General features: G+C 48.8%; 29 protein-coding genes. 4 read left to right on the top strand and 25 right to left on the bottom strand.

The window, feature by feature from the left end; all coding sequences use genetic code 11:
* Nucleotides 1-10: 10 nt before the first annotated feature.
* Genes HV345_RS25120 through HV345_RS25110 form a run of 3 tightly spaced genes read left to right on the top strand, consistent with a single transcriptional unit; the run spans nucleotide 11 to nucleotide 1,180 of the window.
* Nucleotides 11-451: an antitoxin Xre/MbcA/ParS toxin-binding domain-containing protein gene (locus tag HV345_RS25120; protein WP_007372301.1), complete on the top strand. Its 441-nt coding sequence runs from the start codon at nucleotides 11-13 to the stop codon at nucleotides 449-451.
* A complete protein-coding gene (locus HV345_RS25115; protein ID WP_008786589.1) occupies nucleotides 448-906 on the top strand; it encodes an RES family NAD+ phosphorylase in 459 nt (152 codons plus the stop codon). Before HV345_RS25120 ends, HV345_RS25115 begins: the two co-directional genes overlap by 4 nt.
* A gap of 43 nt (nucleotides 907-949) precedes the next feature.
* Nucleotides 950-1,180, top strand: coding sequence for a hypothetical protein (locus HV345_RS25110; RefSeq protein ID WP_007372299.1), 231 nt, complete (start codon nucleotides 950-952; stop codon nucleotides 1,178-1,180).
* 67 nt (nucleotides 1,181-1,247) lie between these two features.
* Here HV345_RS25110 and HV345_RS25105 read toward each other — a convergent pair whose 3' ends face one another.
* The 4 genes from HV345_RS25105 to HV345_RS25090 all read right to left on the bottom strand — a co-directional run bounded on the left by HV345_RS25105 (nucleotide 1,248) and on the right by HV345_RS25090 (nucleotide 3,180).
* Entirely contained in the window at nucleotides 1,248-1,514 is a 267-nt protein-coding gene (locus HV345_RS25105; RefSeq protein ID WP_007372298.1) for a hypothetical protein, read from the bottom strand.
* Nucleotides 1,515-1,563: 49 nt separating this feature from the next.
* The gene (locus HV345_RS25100; RefSeq protein ID WP_007372297.1) at nucleotides 1,564-2,118 is read right to left on the bottom strand and encodes a hypothetical protein; all 555 of its coding nucleotides are present in this window, start codon (nucleotides 2,116-2,118) and stop codon (nucleotides 1,564-1,566) included.
* Between the two features lie 158 nt (nucleotides 2,119-2,276).
* Nucleotides 2,277-2,618, bottom strand: coding sequence for a hypothetical protein (locus HV345_RS25095; protein WP_007372296.1), 342 nt, complete (start codon nucleotides 2,616-2,618; stop codon nucleotides 2,277-2,279).
* Nucleotides 2,619-2,736: 118 nt separating this feature from the next.
* The gene (locus HV345_RS25090; RefSeq protein ID WP_007372295.1) at nucleotides 2,737-3,180 is read right to left on the bottom strand and encodes a hypothetical protein; all 444 of its coding nucleotides are present in this window, start codon (nucleotides 3,178-3,180) and stop codon (nucleotides 2,737-2,739) included.
* A 237-nt stretch (nucleotides 3,181-3,417) separates the two neighbouring features.
* Here HV345_RS25090 and HV345_RS25085 point away from each other — a divergent pair, with 237 nt between their 5' ends.
* Nucleotides 3,418-3,756, top strand: coding sequence for a hypothetical protein (locus HV345_RS25085; RefSeq protein ID WP_007372294.1), 339 nt, complete (start codon nucleotides 3,418-3,420; stop codon nucleotides 3,754-3,756).
* Between the two features lie 362 nt (nucleotides 3,757-4,118).
* Here HV345_RS25085 and HV345_RS25080 read toward each other — a convergent pair whose 3' ends face one another.
* The 21 genes from HV345_RS25080 to HV345_RS24980 form a co-directional block, all read right to left on the bottom strand.
* Nucleotides 4,119-4,445: a hypothetical protein gene (locus HV345_RS25080; RefSeq protein WP_007372293.1), complete on the bottom strand. Its 327-nt coding sequence runs from the start codon at nucleotides 4,443-4,445 to the stop codon at nucleotides 4,119-4,121.
* 83 nt (nucleotides 4,446-4,528) lie between these two features.
* Complete coding sequence (locus HV345_RS25075) at nucleotides 4,529-4,927, bottom strand: hypothetical protein (protein WP_007372292.1); 399 nt, start codon at nucleotides 4,925-4,927, stop codon at nucleotides 4,529-4,531.
* Nucleotides 4,928-4,937: 10 nt separating this feature from the next.
* Nucleotides 4,938-5,225 (bottom strand): hypothetical protein, encoded by a 288-nt coding sequence (locus tag HV345_RS25070; RefSeq protein WP_016241556.1) that lies wholly within the window; start codon nucleotides 5,223-5,225, stop codon nucleotides 4,938-4,940.
* A 301-nt stretch (nucleotides 5,226-5,526) separates the two neighbouring features.
* Nucleotides 5,527-5,997: an HAD domain-containing protein gene (locus HV345_RS25065; RefSeq protein WP_007372290.1), complete on the bottom strand. Its 471-nt coding sequence runs from the start codon at nucleotides 5,995-5,997 to the stop codon at nucleotides 5,527-5,529.
* Between the two features lie 82 nt (nucleotides 5,998-6,079).
* A complete protein-coding gene (locus tag HV345_RS25060) occupies nucleotides 6,080-6,697 on the bottom strand; it encodes a hypothetical protein (protein WP_007372289.1) in 618 nt (205 codons plus the stop codon).
* 69 nt (nucleotides 6,698-6,766) lie between these two features.
* Nucleotides 6,767-7,321 carry a hypothetical protein gene (locus HV345_RS25055; RefSeq protein WP_007372288.1) on the bottom strand — a complete coding sequence of 185 codons (555 nt, stop codon included), beginning with the start codon at nucleotides 7,319-7,321 and terminating at the stop codon, nucleotides 6,767-6,769.
* 154 nt (nucleotides 7,322-7,475) lie between these two features.
* Nucleotides 7,476-7,634, bottom strand: coding sequence for a hypothetical protein (locus HV345_RS25050; protein WP_016241558.1), 159 nt, complete (start codon nucleotides 7,632-7,634; stop codon nucleotides 7,476-7,478).
* 20 nt (nucleotides 7,635-7,654) lie between these two features.
* Entirely contained in the window at nucleotides 7,655-7,963 is a 309-nt protein-coding gene (locus tag HV345_RS25045) for a CcdB family protein (protein ID WP_007372286.1), read from the bottom strand.
* A 2-nt stretch (nucleotides 7,964-7,965) separates the two neighbouring features.
* Nucleotides 7,966-8,205: a type II toxin-antitoxin system CcdA family antitoxin gene (locus tag HV345_RS25040; protein WP_007372285.1), complete on the bottom strand. Its 240-nt coding sequence runs from the start codon at nucleotides 8,203-8,205 to the stop codon at nucleotides 7,966-7,968.
* A gap of 138 nt (nucleotides 8,206-8,343) precedes the next feature.
* Entirely contained in the window at nucleotides 8,344-8,808 is a 465-nt protein-coding gene (locus HV345_RS25035; RefSeq protein ID WP_008786596.1) for a hypothetical protein, read from the bottom strand.
* Nucleotides 8,805-9,479 carry a hypothetical protein gene (locus HV345_RS25030; RefSeq protein WP_008786597.1) on the bottom strand — a complete coding sequence of 225 codons (675 nt, stop codon included), beginning with the start codon at nucleotides 9,477-9,479 and terminating at the stop codon, nucleotides 8,805-8,807. The genes HV345_RS25035 and HV345_RS25030 overlap by 4 nt, the downstream gene beginning before the upstream one ends.
* 457 nt (nucleotides 9,480-9,936) lie before the next feature.
* Nucleotides 9,937-10,569: a hypothetical protein gene (locus tag HV345_RS25025; protein ID WP_007372282.1), complete on the bottom strand. Its 633-nt coding sequence runs from the start codon at nucleotides 10,567-10,569 to the stop codon at nucleotides 9,937-9,939.
* Nucleotides 10,570-10,584: 15 nt separating this feature from the next.
* Complete coding sequence (locus HV345_RS25020; RefSeq protein WP_007372281.1) at nucleotides 10,585-10,725, bottom strand: hypothetical protein; 141 nt, start codon at nucleotides 10,723-10,725, stop codon at nucleotides 10,585-10,587.
* Between the two features lie 147 nt (nucleotides 10,726-10,872).
* Nucleotides 10,873-11,331 (bottom strand): hypothetical protein, encoded by a 459-nt coding sequence (locus tag HV345_RS25015; RefSeq protein WP_008786599.1) that lies wholly within the window; start codon nucleotides 11,329-11,331, stop codon nucleotides 10,873-10,875.
* Nucleotides 11,332-11,383: 52 nt separating this feature from the next.
* On the bottom strand, nucleotides 11,384-11,581 hold the full coding sequence (locus HV345_RS25010; protein ID WP_032155220.1) for a Lar family restriction alleviation protein: 198 nt from the start codon (nucleotides 11,579-11,581) through the stop codon (nucleotides 11,384-11,386).
* A 22-nt stretch (nucleotides 11,582-11,603) separates the two neighbouring features.
* Nucleotides 11,604-12,299: a hypothetical protein gene (locus HV345_RS25005; protein WP_007372278.1), complete on the bottom strand. Its 696-nt coding sequence runs from the start codon at nucleotides 12,297-12,299 to the stop codon at nucleotides 11,604-11,606.
* 130 nt (nucleotides 12,300-12,429) lie between these two features.
* Entirely contained in the window at nucleotides 12,430-12,621 is a 192-nt protein-coding gene (locus HV345_RS25000; RefSeq protein WP_016241560.1) for a hypothetical protein, read from the bottom strand.
* Nucleotides 12,622-12,802: 181 nt separating this feature from the next.
* The gene (locus tag HV345_RS24995; protein WP_024196081.1) at nucleotides 12,803-13,198 is read right to left on the bottom strand and encodes a hypothetical protein; all 396 of its coding nucleotides are present in this window, start codon (nucleotides 13,196-13,198) and stop codon (nucleotides 12,803-12,805) included.
* A gap of 26 nt (nucleotides 13,199-13,224) precedes the next feature.
* Nucleotides 13,225-13,389 (bottom strand): hypothetical protein, encoded by a 165-nt coding sequence (locus HV345_RS24990; RefSeq protein ID WP_007372277.1) that lies wholly within the window; start codon nucleotides 13,387-13,389, stop codon nucleotides 13,225-13,227.
* A gap of 81 nt (nucleotides 13,390-13,470) precedes the next feature.
* Nucleotides 13,471-13,893 carry a hypothetical protein gene (locus tag HV345_RS24985; protein ID WP_024196082.1) on the bottom strand — a complete coding sequence of 141 codons (423 nt, stop codon included), beginning with the start codon at nucleotides 13,891-13,893 and terminating at the stop codon, nucleotides 13,471-13,473.
* An 87-nt stretch (nucleotides 13,894-13,980) separates the two neighbouring features.
* Entirely contained in the window at nucleotides 13,981-14,301 is a 321-nt protein-coding gene (locus tag HV345_RS24980; RefSeq protein ID WP_016241561.1) for a hypothetical protein, read from the bottom strand.
* Nucleotides 14,302-14,303: the final 2 nt, after the last annotated feature.

Here is a 14,303-nt window from a genome sequence, read left to right as displayed (position 1 = left end):
AGTTATGACGATGAAAGTTTTTTCTCCAGACGTTACCAAAACGAATCAGCACTGCTTATGGCAGGTTGCTGGGCTGGATAATGACGGTATCGCGCTGATGGATAAAATCAATCACGGTCTCGATGGCACAGTAGCTAAGCACATTTCTGAATGGGCTAACATCACGCCGTCTGAGCTGCGCAAAATGTCGGGTATACCTAATACGACGTTTAATCGTAGCATCAAAGACCGTTTCACTGCCGATCAGAGCGAACGTCTGGTGCGCATTATCCGCGTAATTGAACGCGCTGTAGAGCTGTTTGAAGGTGACAAAGAAGCGGCGCACAAATGGCTGAACGAAGCGAACCGTGGTCTGAGCTGGAAATCACCGGCAGAGCTTGTTTCTTCTGAGACAGGTGCGCTTGAAGTGATGCGCCTGATTACGCGTATTGAGCACGGGGTATACTCGTGATCCTTTACCGACTGACCAAGACCCGTTATCTGATGACTGCGTGGTCTGGTCTGGGTGCGAAAGAAACGGGGGGCCGCTGGAACAGCGTAGGCACTGCAATGGTCTACCTGTCTGAAACGGCCAGCCTTACCATGCTTGAAACGCTGGTACACATTCACGCGCCGCAGTTACTGGACGACTTTACACTGCTGAGTCTTGATGTACCGGATGATCAGATCCAGACCTTCGACATGAGCCGTCTCCCTGATAACTGGGCGAGTGAGGATGCTCCTGCTGAGCTGGCGCTCTACGGTGATAACTGGGCTGAAAGCGGTTCTTCTATCGCGCTGCGTATTCCAAGTGCGTTGTCTCCGGTTGAATTTAACTACTTGCTGAATCCGGCACACCCTGAACTCTTTGACCTGATGGCTACGGTTAAGAAAATTCCGTTCCGGTTTGATTCCCGCCTGAAATAACACACAGGCAACTCCCCGGCATTGACGAACTGAGGTGTCTCTGATGATTCAGAAAGCGAAAGTCGCTAAAGCGTTTATCTCTGTAATTGCCTTGTTCGCCTTTGTCTACTGGGGACTTGATCCCGATTCAATTTGTCAGGCAGTTGGTGACGCATCTCAAACCTGCGGTTACTCCGGCAAGAATGGCGATGCGAGTCTGGTTGGTTCCGTGTTTGCTCTGATGCTGACGGTGTTGGCGGGTGCGATGCTTTGGGCGTGGGTCAGGAAAGGCTAATCAGAACTCTTGCAACTCCCTCCGTGATGCCGGGTGACGCTCCTCACTGAGCGCCACCAGTCAGTCATTACAAACGGGTTGATGATTCAATCGCGGGCGGAAGGCTACTATTCAGCGCGTCGAACCCGCCAAATGCCCGGCCCTCTTTTGTCAGCACCAGATGCATCGGCGTTTCGTTGATATTACGGGCGATGTAATCGTTGATGAATGCCCGCGCCTGATCGGCATTTTTAACCTCTGCTGTTTCCGGCATGGAGTTATGGGAACGATTAAAGACGACAGAGACATAATTCCCTTCAATTCTTACCGGGCGAGTCGATACGGTGAGTTTCATGGTCATTTTCCTGTAGTGAGTGTTGTGTGTATTGGTGTTCTGCCACTATCTACTGCAACGTTGCGGCCACAGGGCGAAGAATTGCTATCGCCTTTGATAACGCCTGCCGCTCACCACCATCAAGGATTCTGACTGCTTCTACGCAAGCCGCTTCTGCTGTATCAGCACGTTCTACCAACGTCCTGACGGTATTTTCATATGATCCGCAATCAGGCTCCTGATTGCTGTCTTCGCTCAGCGTGTTCCATGACTCAGTGAGGTTAACTGCAACAGCGACCAATTGGTCAGTGCTGATATCACCTTTTACGCAACGGCAGGCCACTTCAGCGCCCAGACGTTCAGCAATGTCGTAGTACCAGACTCCCGGTTCTTCAGATGCCTGATACGCAGGTTCGCAGGCTTTACAGATCTGCTCTGCGGCATCCAACATCCAGTGAGCACATTCAATTTCGCCACCAGCCAGCGTTTCACAGATCATTGTCTGTACGCTGTCACAGTTGAAGGTGAGGGGGATAGGATTAGCCACTGATAATGCGGTCAGACGGGAGACTTCATGCTGGAAGCCCTGAAACATGAACATGGCGCAGATAGCTGGATTTAACATGGTAGACCCCTGTAGTTATGTGTGTTGTTCGTTTTGTTTACATAACCAGTTAACCACGCTCCCCGCAGGTGACGAAGGCTTTCGGGGCAGAAAATTCACAAAAAAAACCGACCATTAAGGCCGGTTATGATCTGGAGTATATGGGGCTGAAAACCGCGTTATGCCTTCACTTTCGCCATAAACAGCTGCATGGTTTCTTCAGCAAGCGGAGTGCCAACCTGCTCAAGAACATACTCCGCGACATGCGGGGTGAGAATGAAGTCGATAAACTCCGGCAAGGACATGCTGTTCAGGCTCGGTAGCTGTCTGGACAGTGCATTCTGGTAATTTTCCACTTCACCCAGTTTGCGCTCGGGCCAGCCCACCAGCTCAGGGTGCTTTTCCTTAAGTGCGAGGCCGCGCTCCGGGAAACTGTTACTGATGGGGTGTCTGGCGAGGGTGGGGATCAGGAGATTCGCCAGAAAATCCACTTTCTCGTAATCAAGACAGACAGAATTCATATAGGTTTACCTCTTGCCACTGGCTATGATGTTCGCTTGCTATCTGGAAAACTCTACCAAAGCGGCTGGCGATATCTCATTGAAAACGCCAGCAGAATGCGGTCATTTCCAGCAGGAGTTACCCCATCTGATAACTGTCATAAGATGCCCCGCAGGCTTCCACCAGCGCATCCAGATCACCGGTAAACTCTCTGGCCCGCTTCATCAATGCACGGTGTAATTCCGCTGGTGGAATGTCATCGCTACTCTTCGCCGGGTATTCAACACTGAACGCGATGGTAAACGCATGGCTATACCACGGCCCGGCATTCTGGTTTTCAAAGCGGGCCATCAGCTGGCTTTCGGTTGTATCGGTAGCAAATGTATCGAGGTGGACGACATCGACCGGCACGTTGAGTGCCCCGGCAGTGGTTGATGCCAGCTGCCGGGCTTCGTCTCCTCGCTCTGGTGGTGCGCAGTAGAGACATTTCCCGTTCAGTACCACCAGCGTCTGACCGTAGGTCGTACTGACGATACTCACGGTGTTAGCCGGTTGCGGGTGTGTGGTTGCAGTGTGCTGCATGGTGTTCTCCATTAGGTCACTCACATGGCAACCAGCTTACCCGGCACAATTCAGCTGACGAAATCAGGACGGACTGGTGTATATCGTTCGCAAAATAAAGATATTTTTTATCATCAGCACCGGTAGTTACGGGGCAAATTGCAGGTATCCGGTACAATGGTGATATGAAGGGCATTACATGCAGAATCGTGTGGCCCGGCAGACGGATACCGAATATCAGCAGAAGGAACCAGGACAATGCAGGAACTCGACTTTGACCATATCCAGATAAACCTGAACCCGCGAGCGTGTGCTGTCACACCTATCCCGGAAGACCTGAAAAGGGAGCTGGCTTATCTGGGCGCTATCGCAGAGAGAAAGAAATTCGCGGCAAGCCTGATTGTTAATCTCTACAACCCGGACGTTTGCGGGGCGAATATGTACAAACTCACGGCCTATTGCCGTAACGAGTCATGCGATACCCTTCGCGATGGCATGATGACCCTGATACAGCTTTGTGCATACATGGAGTCACATGAGATCTATGGCGAGACGTTTGTCAAAAAGCTGATTAAACAATGGGAGTTTCGTAAGTAGTCTGCTGCTTCAAAATACCTTTCTGACAGGGCGCTATGTGCGCCCTTTTATTTTAAAAAAACGGGAAGGTCTTGCCCGGGTATTACCTGCTATTTTCAACTACCAAACCACAACGGCAGAAGAAAATTGACCAGTCGAAGCAATTCGACCAGGAGTTCGACATACAGGAAATGGAAGTCTTTCATAACAGTCTCTTCATATAATTGGCTCGACAAAATCGTTGCATCACGACGATCGCAGGTGTGAGGTTTGTTTTCTTCGTGGGGGTTGTCAGCTATCACGACATTGAGGCAGGCAAGCGCAGGTGTCACAGTTTCGGGTATATTTTATGCTGGTGGGGTGACCACCAGCTGCGGGTATAGTTACTTAATGGTTTTCAGGAGGGTGAACTTGGTTTTGCACCGGGTGCATTGCGCTTTCAGAGACCCGGAGCGCACCTGTTTCAGTTTCCCGGCGCACTGGGTACAGGCTACGTCCTTCACACGTTGTGCCATTCGCTCATCCACAGCGAGTGTTTTGGTCGGGTTATGCTTACGCTTGGGAGCCTTCAAAAGCCCCAGCGCCCGCAACGTGGCTTTGTACTCCCGGGTGATCCATTGACCGTCGCGCTCATAGTGCAGGCCATCCCCCATCATATCGCCAAGCTGTATCAGCCGCTGATGCAGCACTTTTTCTTCTTCAGGACTCATATACCGTGCTCTCTTTAAATTATTGAGACGGAACCGAGCCGATTGATACCTCATATGAGGCCACCAGCGTCTTTACTGGCGTTTCAACGAAGCTGACGCTCTGCTGAGTAGAGTCGAATGAGAATCGCGTCCAGCGCCCCACAGAGCGCGATCCTGAAGCTTTCGCTATGACCGTCCCGTTCGCGCATCTCCAGAAGGGCATCCAGCTCGTTATCGTCAATCGGCAGTGGCCCGGAACAGAAGGTTTTCACCATGTCAGAGGTGTCAGGGTTTATACCTGCAATGCGCAGGATATCGGGAACCTCAGACCGGTAGATCACCGGTCGGCCTGATGGCGGTGTCCACGTTATCGGCTCTATCTTCAGTTGCGGTAAGCCAGCACCGGCGAGGGCGTTATTCAGATCGTCTATAAGCACGACATCCGCTCCTGAAGGAGGATGTACGCCGAGGGCCGCAGGGATTTCGACAGAGATATTGTGCATGGCGTTTACCTCAGTGAAGGACGTGATTAACCAGCGACGGGGGGATATCGAGTGACCCGACACTCCAGCCATTGGCAGTTGTCGCAATAAGATCTGGCCGGAACCCACCCCAACCCGTCACACGGCCCGAATCGTTGACCACCACCACCAGCGGCGCACCGGTATTTTGTGTCAGGCGAACGAGATCTGCGTTGTCCACCAGCGGGATCTCATTCACGTCCACCCCAGCCAGAGAAAAGCGGGTAAGCGTCATGCGACATTTCGGACAATCAGGGGCAGTAAACACAGTAATTTTCATTGGGATAGCCTGGTGTATACGGGATATATTCATTATCCCAGCTTTCCGCTTCTGACGAAGCGTTGCGCGGGTAATCAGAGCGTAAGCAGGTAAGATATTGTTGGGGCCATCCTGCAACATCAGTTGCGCCAGTTGCCTGGCTATTCGTCGCTCTCTCCATTAGAGAAAATAAACCAAATAAGCAGAACGCCTCCGACCCACATTCCAACAAAGAGGCAAATACCGATCAGGTCATAGACGTATTGTGGGATTTCATTCATAACGCATCCTCATTAATAATTTGTATTCAGCCTTAAACCGGTCATTTCATTAACCGAATCCGGTCTATCAAAGCGCTACCCTGCGTTGCATTCAGCCCCTCGTGCCGGTGAGTCAGGAACAGGGCAGGGCAGTCAGTTGGAAAGAGTCGAGCGGTATCGTCCACGAAGGTGTAATGCTGTAGGCCGAACCGTTTAACGACCGCCATGCATTCGTGATAACGCACGTGGTTATTCACCAGCCCATCCAGATCGGGATTGAGTCCAGCAATCCGATCGCGTATACCCGCAGGGAAATGACTCAGCACCATCTCCCGGGGTACGCCGGTACGCCAGTTTGTGGAAAGGATAATTCCCGTCTGCGGGCATTGCGTCAGCACGTGATCCAGCACAGGCATAAACTCCAGTGACCCGTTTTCCGCCCGGTGGAGTACACCGTCGATGTCCAGGAAAATCCAGTGACGACGGGCATCTATTTCCAGCCAGAACTCGCCCGCAGAGCGCCGGGTCGACATACAATCTATATCGTCCTGACAGGTAAACCTGACTAACCACTTCTGTAATAATCGGAACATAGAGGCCTCTCGCGGTAGTTGACTATATGCAGAACCGGCAACCATCAAAATCATACGGATTCTGTTGCCATGAAATACGGCCACACCCGGGGCAATTCCAGCGAGTCAGCCCCTTTGACTGTCGGCGATTTTGGCGTTTCAGCCAGGCAGGCATCAGCAGACCGGCCCCCTGCGTCATTTTACGGCGGTCTATCCGCTCAACACTGAAGGTAGGGCGCTTTGCAGCGTCAGGGATGTGATGGGGTAACCAGACGACATCAGGTCTATCTGCCTGTGGTGAGTCAAAAACTCTGGCAAGGGAAAAATCCGTGGTAGTACCCGCATCAGCCAGCCAGAACAGATCGTTTCCGTCCCATTGGCCATTAACGAAGCCGACATATTTGGTGGCGCTTTCGGAGAGAATGGTTTTTCCCGGTACAAACTGATGATCAACATGAAACACGAGATGGCGGTCGACTGCATCGGCATCAACCGGCAGGTCAAACTCCCGTCCCGTATTCCATGCGCGTTGTGCTTCCTCGCGGGTGTAAACCCGGGCATTACGCTGATCGGTGCTGTAACCTCTGCCGTGATGGCTATGAAAAGCGGTATTGCTACCAACGGTGTCACGCAAGCTGACCAGATAAAAACGGTCTTTCATGAAACACTCCAGAGGATGATGGCAGGAAAATAGCCCGGCGCGGCGGATACCGACACCGGGGAGGAGGGGTTAGCTTTCGATTTTGCTGACGTTTACGGTGTCATCGTCGTTACGCTTTACACCCAGCATGGTATCGCCATCGACTTCGATAATGCCGTCAAAGTAGTCGGTCATTTCGTCATAGCTGACTTCATCAAGGTCATCCAGCCGGTAGGAAGAGCCATCCGGCAGAACAAACTGACCATCCAGCGTGGCAAGGTCATACGCCAGCGGGGTAACCGTGAAGTAATACTCATCGGTGAACCAGACCGCGCCAACCACCAGTGGGTGAGAAATGTGGAATTCGACGGTGTTATAGCCCTGCGCTGCGATTGCATCCAGCAAATCAATGAAGCCGGGCATCGTATCGCCATCCCAGCCATCAGCCGATAAGGAAGGCTTGAGGTTATCCCAGTCGCTCAGACTGAAAAACACTGTGCCCTCACCGTCATCGCTGATATGGGATGAAATGTACGTCGCGCTTGCTTTTGAAGCCATTGCAAACAGGAAGTCCTCATCGAGCACGTGTTTGAGGGAGGTTTTAAAAACCTTGTCAGTGCCTGCTGCCGGGATAATCGCTAACATGAAACACCTCAGTGGTTGTGTTGGTCTGTTTTTATTATCGAACGACTGAGTCTGCTGACGAAGGAAAAAAGGGGACAAAAAGAGGCTGTTTTCTCAATAAAATCAGAAAGATTGTGACGGCCCGAATTCAGATGAAACGGGCGCAGACGGGGGGTTATTTGCTGGCGGATTCGGCTTCGTAAATGACTTCGTCGGCCCAGTCTCGATCAAATCCCGGCATCACCGGTAATGCTGCAACGACATCGGTAGGGAGGGCATCAATATAATCGCGCATGGCTTTTGCCACTTCCAGCAGTTCATTTTGCTTCATCATTTTCTCGCTCATTATCTCTGTCAGAAACCATCCAGCAGGAAGTCCACCGCACTTTTGATAGTGTGCCGGAACGGAGATGCGTCCATGACCGCCTGACCGAGCTGCTTCACGCGGACTGAAGCCATTTCATGCGTCATCAGGATAACGTCATTCCCTTCCACCTGTATGACCGGAGTTAATCGCGCAACCGGGGCCGAGGCTCCTTTTTTAAGCCGATGAAGGGGGATCACCAGGCGGGTATTTAACTCGCCAATGATGTCGCTCTGTATATCCAGCAGGTAAGGGTATGCCTGGCTGTTGCCGGGATTGCGGTAAACGGTATATTGCATTATCAGAACGTCCTGTATTCGTCAGACAGTAACCCATGCTCTTCAGTGATGCGGTTCAACTCCTGAATACCAGCACGATTCTGTCGTTTCCATTCTTCCGCTGCACTGGCCTTCAGTTTGCTCTGAAGCGCTTCTGCCAGCGTGGCGGACAAGTTAATCCCAGCGTCTTTTGCCTGCTGTACGAGCATTGGCTCAAGGGTGACACTGACGGTTTTTTTCTGGCGAGCAGCTGTAGCCTGCATGTGTCCTCCAATAAAAAAGCACGTGTCGATTACACGTGCTTTAAGTATGCGCCCATTTTATCCCACCAGCAAATTTGTTTGCCTCCGAGAGAGTCTACTGCGTCAGTTCAGCAGGTCAGATGGCCTAGACCGCAGAGGCTACGTTTTTCCAATCATGATAAGCAACACACGCCTGTTTGGCAGGTTGGCTGCAACTTTAGCTGCTTTATCAATGCTTTGTGCTGTATACACTACCCCTCTTTCTTTCAGGTTCTCCGCGTTCTGACGCAGCGTTTCCTCTGAAAAGCTGGACGACTCATCAATGCCAACTGGGCCGGGCTTTGCACCGCGCAAACTGAATGGCACAGGGCCATGCCAATCATTCTTTACCAGTAACAGTCGGGCATCAATGATCCGTCCTGGTAGCGTTCTTTCGATGAGGTAACTTTTTCCGGTTCCAGTGCTGCCAATCAGGCAAACGGTGTAACCGAAACGCAATGCCCATCGAATGATTAGAGCCCAATACCGCGCCCGGAACGCGGAAATGACAGGCATTTCACCTGGTCTAAATACCGCTGCGAAAAGACATGAATAGCTATATTTCTCAGCGTTACAATCTTTCATAAAACTTTATCCAGTGATGTGTTTTTGGGGAATTTTCTGCCCGCCCAGCAGGTAGCTGGTGTATCTGAAGTACATAACATCTTGTAGTTGCCTCTGACTATCTCTCTGGATATAGACTTATCAAATTCATTTCTATCCATATCAAATAGCCAGTAGAACCCATCAGCATAGATAATTGTGGTTCGATTGGGATCCGAAGCTACGACGCGAGCATCCGTAATCAAATTCTCCTCATAGCGCAAAGGCGAAGCGGAGAAAAAGAATATTATTAATACGAACCAACTCCCTATGAAACACGGTAAAACATGTTTTTTGCAATCCTTTAAACCATCTTTGTTGCCTTTCATTTTGTAGTCATAAAGACCAAGCAAAAAAAGTAAGAAAGAAAAAGCAAACCCCAGAAAAACGTGAGTATAAAACTGATGGATGCCGTCACTCCATGTAATACTGATACTTCCAGCATTTGTTCTTTTTGTTGTTATTTCTAATACGGAAATGAAAATGGCTGTTAACTGACTAAAACAAAATATTTTTATGCTTAATTCAGACTTAAACGCTTTGTTATATACTAATACAATCACAAAAAGTATTACGATTACAAAAGCTGTAATCATAAACTCACTCATCATCATGAGCACACTGTTATTAATACTGTAATTTATGTTCATCATCACTCCTTAATTTCACAACTTTTCATCATTTTATTTGAGAATTGACAGGCTTATCGAGTAGGGGGTTTAGCGTCCTTGAATATGTTCGCTCGTGTGGCGCTCACTAGACACCAGATAACAGAAGAAAGCAGAGCAAGCATTGCGTAAACCATTCGGAAGTTTGAATCCCACTTCGCGGTTACTATTGATTCATCGACCGCCTCGCGAACGCAGGGAGATTCGATAAGTGTCGGGGGAGTCGTGGATTGTGGCTCTTCGGTACATACCATTAGTTTGCCGACCGGAGCACCATCAATGACAGCCCTGGCTGCACTAACCAGATGCGCTGAAGGTGAACCTGAATAGTTCATGCAGATGAACGTGATAAATAAAGCAATCGCCGGGCCGGAGACCAGAGTGAAGAATGCGAAGCTGCGGCAGGCCGTAGTATGGCGATGCAAATTAGCGAGAAATGTCATCATGATTTGTCACTCTGGGTTTTAGTCGTATCCGACTCGGTGTCACATCGCTGGAAAGCTACTTGAGGAGGAATTTGATCAACCCCGGTAAAGCAATATTTCAGGGATAGTTGCTTTTTTCCCTCATCCAGTCCAACAAAAAAGATATCGACCGGATCTTCATGAAGTAGCTCTTTTGAGAGCCGGTTGTAGGCCATCCAGCTCCCAACCATATCGACCATTGGCTTAAATTTATCAGTTGCGTTATCTGTAGGTTTAAATGGAATTACACGGAAAACATTCCATCGTGAGCAACGAACCAGCAATTGAGCATCACTCTGAAAGACGTCCAGATCAGTGTTATTTGTCAGGACTTTACACAGCGACTTGAGATCGTTACCCCTGACCTCCAGTTGGCTGAAGCTTCTATAATACTTTTCACATCCAGTTAAGTGCTGAGCGTAGCACTGCTTCAACAGTGTTGTGTCGTTACTGGCCTGCAATTGAGTATCTTTCGCCACATAGGCATCACTGATAAGAAAATCGGGATAGAGGTGTCCCTCCCATAGCAGTTTCTCGGCGATAGCGCCCCCCAGCACCACCACCAATAAGATAAAAAAAATTGGGAACGTCTTACCCAGAGGTATTTTCATAAATCTCACCAGTCGTTAATTTGAGGTAAATTTGCTTTCCAGATTCAGAATGCATTTTTCATGTGCATACATGACGGCGGAATCATGGCCGTAATAGAGTTCGCCATTTTCACGCTGCCACTCACGCGCTTTTCGGGTACGGAATGCTTCTGACATATGTTTTCCACACAACTCACATGGCCCGAAAAAGTCGCTGCTGCGGCCTGTTGATTTTGTGAGTCTGACGATATTGCCTGTAGGTCTACCCATACTGCCCCCTGTGCTGCTGGCATTGACCGGCTGTCTGCCGTGCTAAATGAGTGGTTATTTATCCGCGTCATCATCGGATTCTTTCGGCACGAGTTTTGTATAGCTAAATGTCATATCAGAGGGACGGATCCCATAGCGCCACGGCTTTCTGCGGTAGTTAACTGCCTCGCTTACCATCCAGCAGATAAGAGCGATACCCGCCACTATCAGGTAGCCTTTGAGCAACAGCGAGTCCCATTGTTTAATGGCATCATCGGCATTCACCACGTGTCGCTGGCATTCTGAGGAGCGGAACGCGGCAAACACTGCTTTCTCTTCAGGGCAAACCATGACCGAGGTGCTGGTGGCATTTCCAACCAGACTACGGGCCTGATCGAGGAAGACCTTGGATGGTGAACTGGTAAGAACTGTGCAGAACAGAATGAGCAGTAACGCAACTGCCGGAGCAGTGACAAACGAGAAAATGAATGCCTGCCCGGATTTCCATAAAACGTCGCTGATGTAAAATTTCATGTCGGTGTTTCCTCTTATCGGTATTCAGGCCCAGAGCAGCCCGGGGCTTAATTTATGCTGACTGGAGTCCGCCAGATTGTTTCTCTTCAGCGCGGGTATTCCAGCGCGTCACAGCGGCTTGTTCGGAGTCCTGAAACGCCACCGTGGCCTCACAGGAATTGCAGCAGGCGCGAAAATTATTCGAAATCTCCCGAACCCGGATAGATGAACAACCGCAGAAAGGGCAGGGCTTGACGTTATCGTGTCTCATCGTATTTCCTCGCTGGTGGGCTTTATCCACCGAAGCTATTGAGCCGAATTTCAGGTTCATCACCGAGCTCGTACATGTGTCCCATTTCGTTCATGATGGTGCTACTGCCATTGAACCAGGTAACCATGCATCGCCAGTGCTGACTGCCGTTTTCACCCCAGCGGCTCACGCCCGCAGCATCCATTTCGTCTTCAGTGATAAAGAAATCCGCGCCCGGCAGTTTCTCGGCATCAAGGCAGATCTCAGGCTCAACGACGAAGCAGATACCGTTGCTGTTCATGACGTACATACGCCGCTCAAGGGTTTCAGTACTGACAATGACCTGCTTATCAGAAGTAAGGTGTGATTTAGTGACTTCCATGCGAATCAGGTTCTTTGCATTAGCCTGTCCACTCGCAAAAACCATTGACGCATTGCGAACCATTAACTCAGCAGCTTCTTCACCGAAGCTACGAAGGCCCATCAGTGCAAGCAACTCACTACATTCGGCTTTACCGAGGTTGCCAGTAGTCAGATTAACCACGCCTTGTAGAGTGCTCAGTTCAACCGGTTGTGACCGGAGGATGTCGCGAAGCAGTGTATTACCCGCCGTGCCCGGGTCGCTCCAACTGGAGGATTCGGGACGCTGATTTTCAAGAAATAGGGCGCTTTGCAGTAAAGCCGCTGGTGGCTTTCCGGCAAAACTCAGTTTTACTCTGACCGAATCGAATGGGTGCATGACGGCGGTTTCTCCATAATATCGTGAAGCTAAAAACTGTTTTAATCCTATTATCCCACCGGTCGACAATTGACGAAGTAATCGGGTATGAAATGGACACCCCTTCGATAATTCACATATAGCGAAGCCTTTACGCCTTTGTCTTATCCGCAGGCTGGGGAATGCAATAACTTAAGATGGTGATAGTTTCCCCACGCTTTGCTTTAGGCGCGGCACTCTGGCATTCATCATAGGTTTTGTAGTCAGGTATTTTCTGAGAGGTGACACCACTTGGATTAAGACCACTTGAATAAAGCCCAATCACGAGAACTAAAGTAAACATGTTATTACTCCAGAATGTATTGATGGAAAGTAAGTGAGAATGCCATTATCCATTTCTCCTAAAATCCCGAAAAAACTTTTCAAGAAAGGTACTTTTCGGTTACTTCAGCGTAAGCATACTTAGATCGCAAAATGAGTGAATAAATAACTTTGCTCTGCAATTGTTTTTGCTGAACTTCAAATTAATCAGTCATCGATTTCATCAGGCAAGTGAAAAGCTGAGACGTAAAGCTTGCCATCATGAAAATCCAAACCATCTTGGCAGTGATAATCGGAAATTCGAGAGTGCCAATATAATAAATAATAATTATCAATCCCCCCAAGGCCAGACATCCAAGGAGACCTGCTGCTGCCTTTAGGAAATCACTGCCTTCAGGATTCTGGAATGTGAATCCAGTTATAATCAGCGAGGAAAAACAAGCGAACAAACAAGTTCTATACAAAGGCCAGTCCCCGGATATAACATTTTCTCGAATAAGCACTGCCCATATCAAAAATTCAATGCTGAAAATAATCAGCGGAACTGCGAGCACACGAAATGAAAGTTTTTCATATAAAGTGGTAATAATTGATGTCATAGCAAACCCCGCTTGCAATATTCAAATTAATTTTCGTGGTTTTTACCTGCTTTTAACAAACGCGTTATTTCATCAGTAAGGCAGAAACTTTTCCCAGATGATGGTTTCCCGATAACCACAACGTGACCAGTACTTGGAGTTCCCTCTACTTTAAAAAATGCAAGTTTTGCATCGATAATTTTATTTTTCATTGCATCGGTAACCTTGTATGACGTGGGGGTAAATTTTGTGCGTTAATGTTCAATGATAATATTAATCGCGAAATACTGTATCTATAGGGTCTGTTGATTAAGACTATCCCTCTTGAAGTAAAATACAATCATCATTCCTATCTGTATGGAATAGGAAGCCAATTCAGCATATGTTACATAATTGCTTGTGATGAAGGAAAAACCTCGCGCGATTACAAGTAGGAGTATTGATGCAATAAACACTAAAACCCAAACGGTAAGCATTCCCAGCACTGAAAGAAAGTACTCATATTCATTTGGGTCGTAAAATACAAATGCTGTTGAGAATATTGCAATAATACATAACGGAAGTGATGTAGCGAGTTCCGACCATTGAAGGTCAATTTTTCCAACCACCAGCAATGTAGAAATGACAGCGTACTGTATAGCCGATAGAACTGTTACCGGAATCGCAGCTCGAATGAACTTAAAAACAGAATGTTGTGTTTTAGCCTGGTTTTTCATGTGTTACCACCTGTCATTTGTTTCGAAACCAATCATAACCAGAGTGATAGATTTCAGAGTGAATAAACCACTACAAAACGCCCCCATTTATTGCTGGACATCATCCGCAGGAGTGGCATAAAACTCACGACCTGACGCGCCGAGTTTTTTCTGAAGCTTCTTTGTTGCTTCAGCCTGACTTCGGGCCTTGAAATAGAACGTCCTGATAAAATCCCCATTGTTGTAGTTAACGTCCTCTGGATTTGCCCATTTCTGCATAGCAACAAACCGGATAGAAGGCTTCGGGATGGTTTTCACCTCGACATACCCCCGGCCCTTGCAGCGAAAACACACACCGCCTTGAACGTGCCGGAACGCTCGGATCTCACCCTTACCACCCAGACAGCGTGGGCATTCAATTTTATGCATAG

It is taken from the genome of Citrobacter sp. RHBSTW-00986, assembly GCF_013783065.1.
In the GTDB taxonomy this organism is placed as follows: domain Bacteria; phylum Pseudomonadota; class Gammaproteobacteria; order Enterobacterales; family Enterobacteriaceae; genus Citrobacter; species Citrobacter braakii.
This window is presented reverse-complemented; position numbering and strand designations above follow the sequence as displayed.

Bases quoted from the DNA above. Each gene is read 5' to 3' on its own strand.
- HV345_RS25090 (WP_007372295.1), bottom strand. From the start codon at position 3,180: ATGCAGCACACTGCAACCACACACCCGCAACCGGCTAACACCGTGAGT.
- HV345_RS25035 (WP_008786596.1), bottom strand. From the start codon at position 8,808: ATGAAAGATTGTAACGCTGAGAAATATAGCTATTCATGTCTTTTCGCA.
- HV345_RS24980 (WP_016241561.1), bottom strand. From the start codon at position 14,301: ATGCATAAAATTGAATGCCCACGCTGTCTGGGTGGTAAGGGTGAGATC.
- HV345_RS25065 (WP_007372290.1), bottom strand. From the start codon at position 5,997: ATGTCGACCCGGCGCTCTGCGGGCGAGTTCTGGCTGGAAATAGATGCC.
- HV345_RS25010 (WP_032155220.1), bottom strand. From the start codon at position 11,581: ATGAGACACGATAACGTCAAGCCCTGCCCTTTCTGCGGTTGTTCATCT.
- HV345_RS24995 (WP_024196081.1), bottom strand. From the start codon at position 13,198: ATGACATCAATTATTACCACTTTATATGAAAAACTTTCATTTCGTGTG.
- HV345_RS25080 (WP_007372293.1), bottom strand. From the start codon at position 4,445: ATGAGTCCTGAAGAAGAAAAAGTGCTGCATCAGCGGCTGATACAGCTT.
- HV345_RS25030 (WP_008786597.1), bottom strand. From the start codon at position 9,479: ATGATGAACATAAATTACAGTATTAATAACAGTGTGCTCATGATGATG.
- HV345_RS25085 (WP_007372294.1), top strand. From the start codon at position 3,418: ATGCAGGAACTCGACTTTGACCATATCCAGATAAACCTGAACCCGCGA.
- HV345_RS25020 (WP_007372281.1), bottom strand. From the start codon at position 10,725: ATGTCAGAAGCATTCCGTACCCGAAAAGCGCGTGAGTGGCAGCGTGAA.
- HV345_RS25005 (WP_007372278.1), bottom strand. From the start codon at position 12,299: ATGCACCCATTCGATTCGGTCAGAGTAAAACTGAGTTTTGCCGGAAAG.
- HV345_RS25075 (WP_007372292.1), bottom strand. From the start codon at position 4,927: ATGCACAATATCTCTGTCGAAATCCCTGCGGCCCTCGGCGTACATCCT.
- HV345_RS25025 (WP_007372282.1), bottom strand. From the start codon at position 10,569: ATGAAAATACCTCTGGGTAAGACGTTCCCAATTTTTTTTATCTTATTG.
- HV345_RS25120 (WP_007372301.1), top strand. From the start codon at position 11: ATGAAAGTTTTTTCTCCAGACGTTACCAAAACGAATCAGCACTGCTTA.
- HV345_RS24985 (WP_024196082.1), bottom strand. From the start codon at position 13,893: ATGAAAAACCAGGCTAAAACACAACATTCTGTTTTTAAGTTCATTCGA.
- HV345_RS25000 (WP_016241560.1), bottom strand. From the start codon at position 12,621: ATGTTTACTTTAGTTCTCGTGATTGGGCTTTATTCAAGTGGTCTTAAT.
- HV345_RS25070 (WP_016241556.1), bottom strand. From the start codon at position 5,225: ATGAAAATTACTGTGTTTACTGCCCCTGATTGTCCGAAATGTCGCATG.
- HV345_RS25015 (WP_008786599.1), bottom strand. From the start codon at position 11,331: ATGAAATTTTACATCAGCGACGTTTTATGGAAATCCGGGCAGGCATTC.
- HV345_RS25050 (WP_016241558.1), bottom strand. From the start codon at position 7,634: ATGATGAAGCAAAATGAACTGCTGGAAGTGGCAAAAGCCATGCGCGAT.
- HV345_RS25045 (WP_007372286.1), bottom strand. From the start codon at position 7,963: ATGCAATATACCGTTTACCGCAATCCCGGCAACAGCCAGGCATACCCT.
- HV345_RS25100 (WP_007372297.1), bottom strand. From the start codon at position 2,118: ATGTTAAATCCAGCTATCTGCGCCATGTTCATGTTTCAGGGCTTCCAG.
- HV345_RS25040 (WP_007372285.1), bottom strand. From the start codon at position 8,205: ATGCAGGCTACAGCTGCTCGCCAGAAAAAAACCGTCAGTGTCACCCTT.
- HV345_RS25055 (WP_007372288.1), bottom strand. From the start codon at position 7,321: ATGTTAGCGATTATCCCGGCAGCAGGCACTGACAAGGTTTTTAAAACC.
- HV345_RS25060 (WP_007372289.1), bottom strand. From the start codon at position 6,697: ATGAAAGACCGTTTTTATCTGGTCAGCTTGCGTGACACCGTTGGTAGC.
- HV345_RS25095 (WP_007372296.1), bottom strand. From the start codon at position 2,618: ATGAATTCTGTCTGTCTTGATTACGAGAAAGTGGATTTTCTGGCGAAT.
- HV345_RS24990 (WP_007372277.1), bottom strand. From the start codon at position 13,389: ATGAAAAATAAAATTATCGATGCAAAACTTGCATTTTTTAAAGTAGAG.
- HV345_RS25110 (WP_007372299.1), top strand. From the start codon at position 950: ATGATTCAGAAAGCGAAAGTCGCTAAAGCGTTTATCTCTGTAATTGCC.
- HV345_RS25105 (WP_007372298.1), bottom strand. From the start codon at position 1,514: ATGAAACTCACCGTATCGACTCGCCCGGTAAGAATTGAAGGGAATTAT.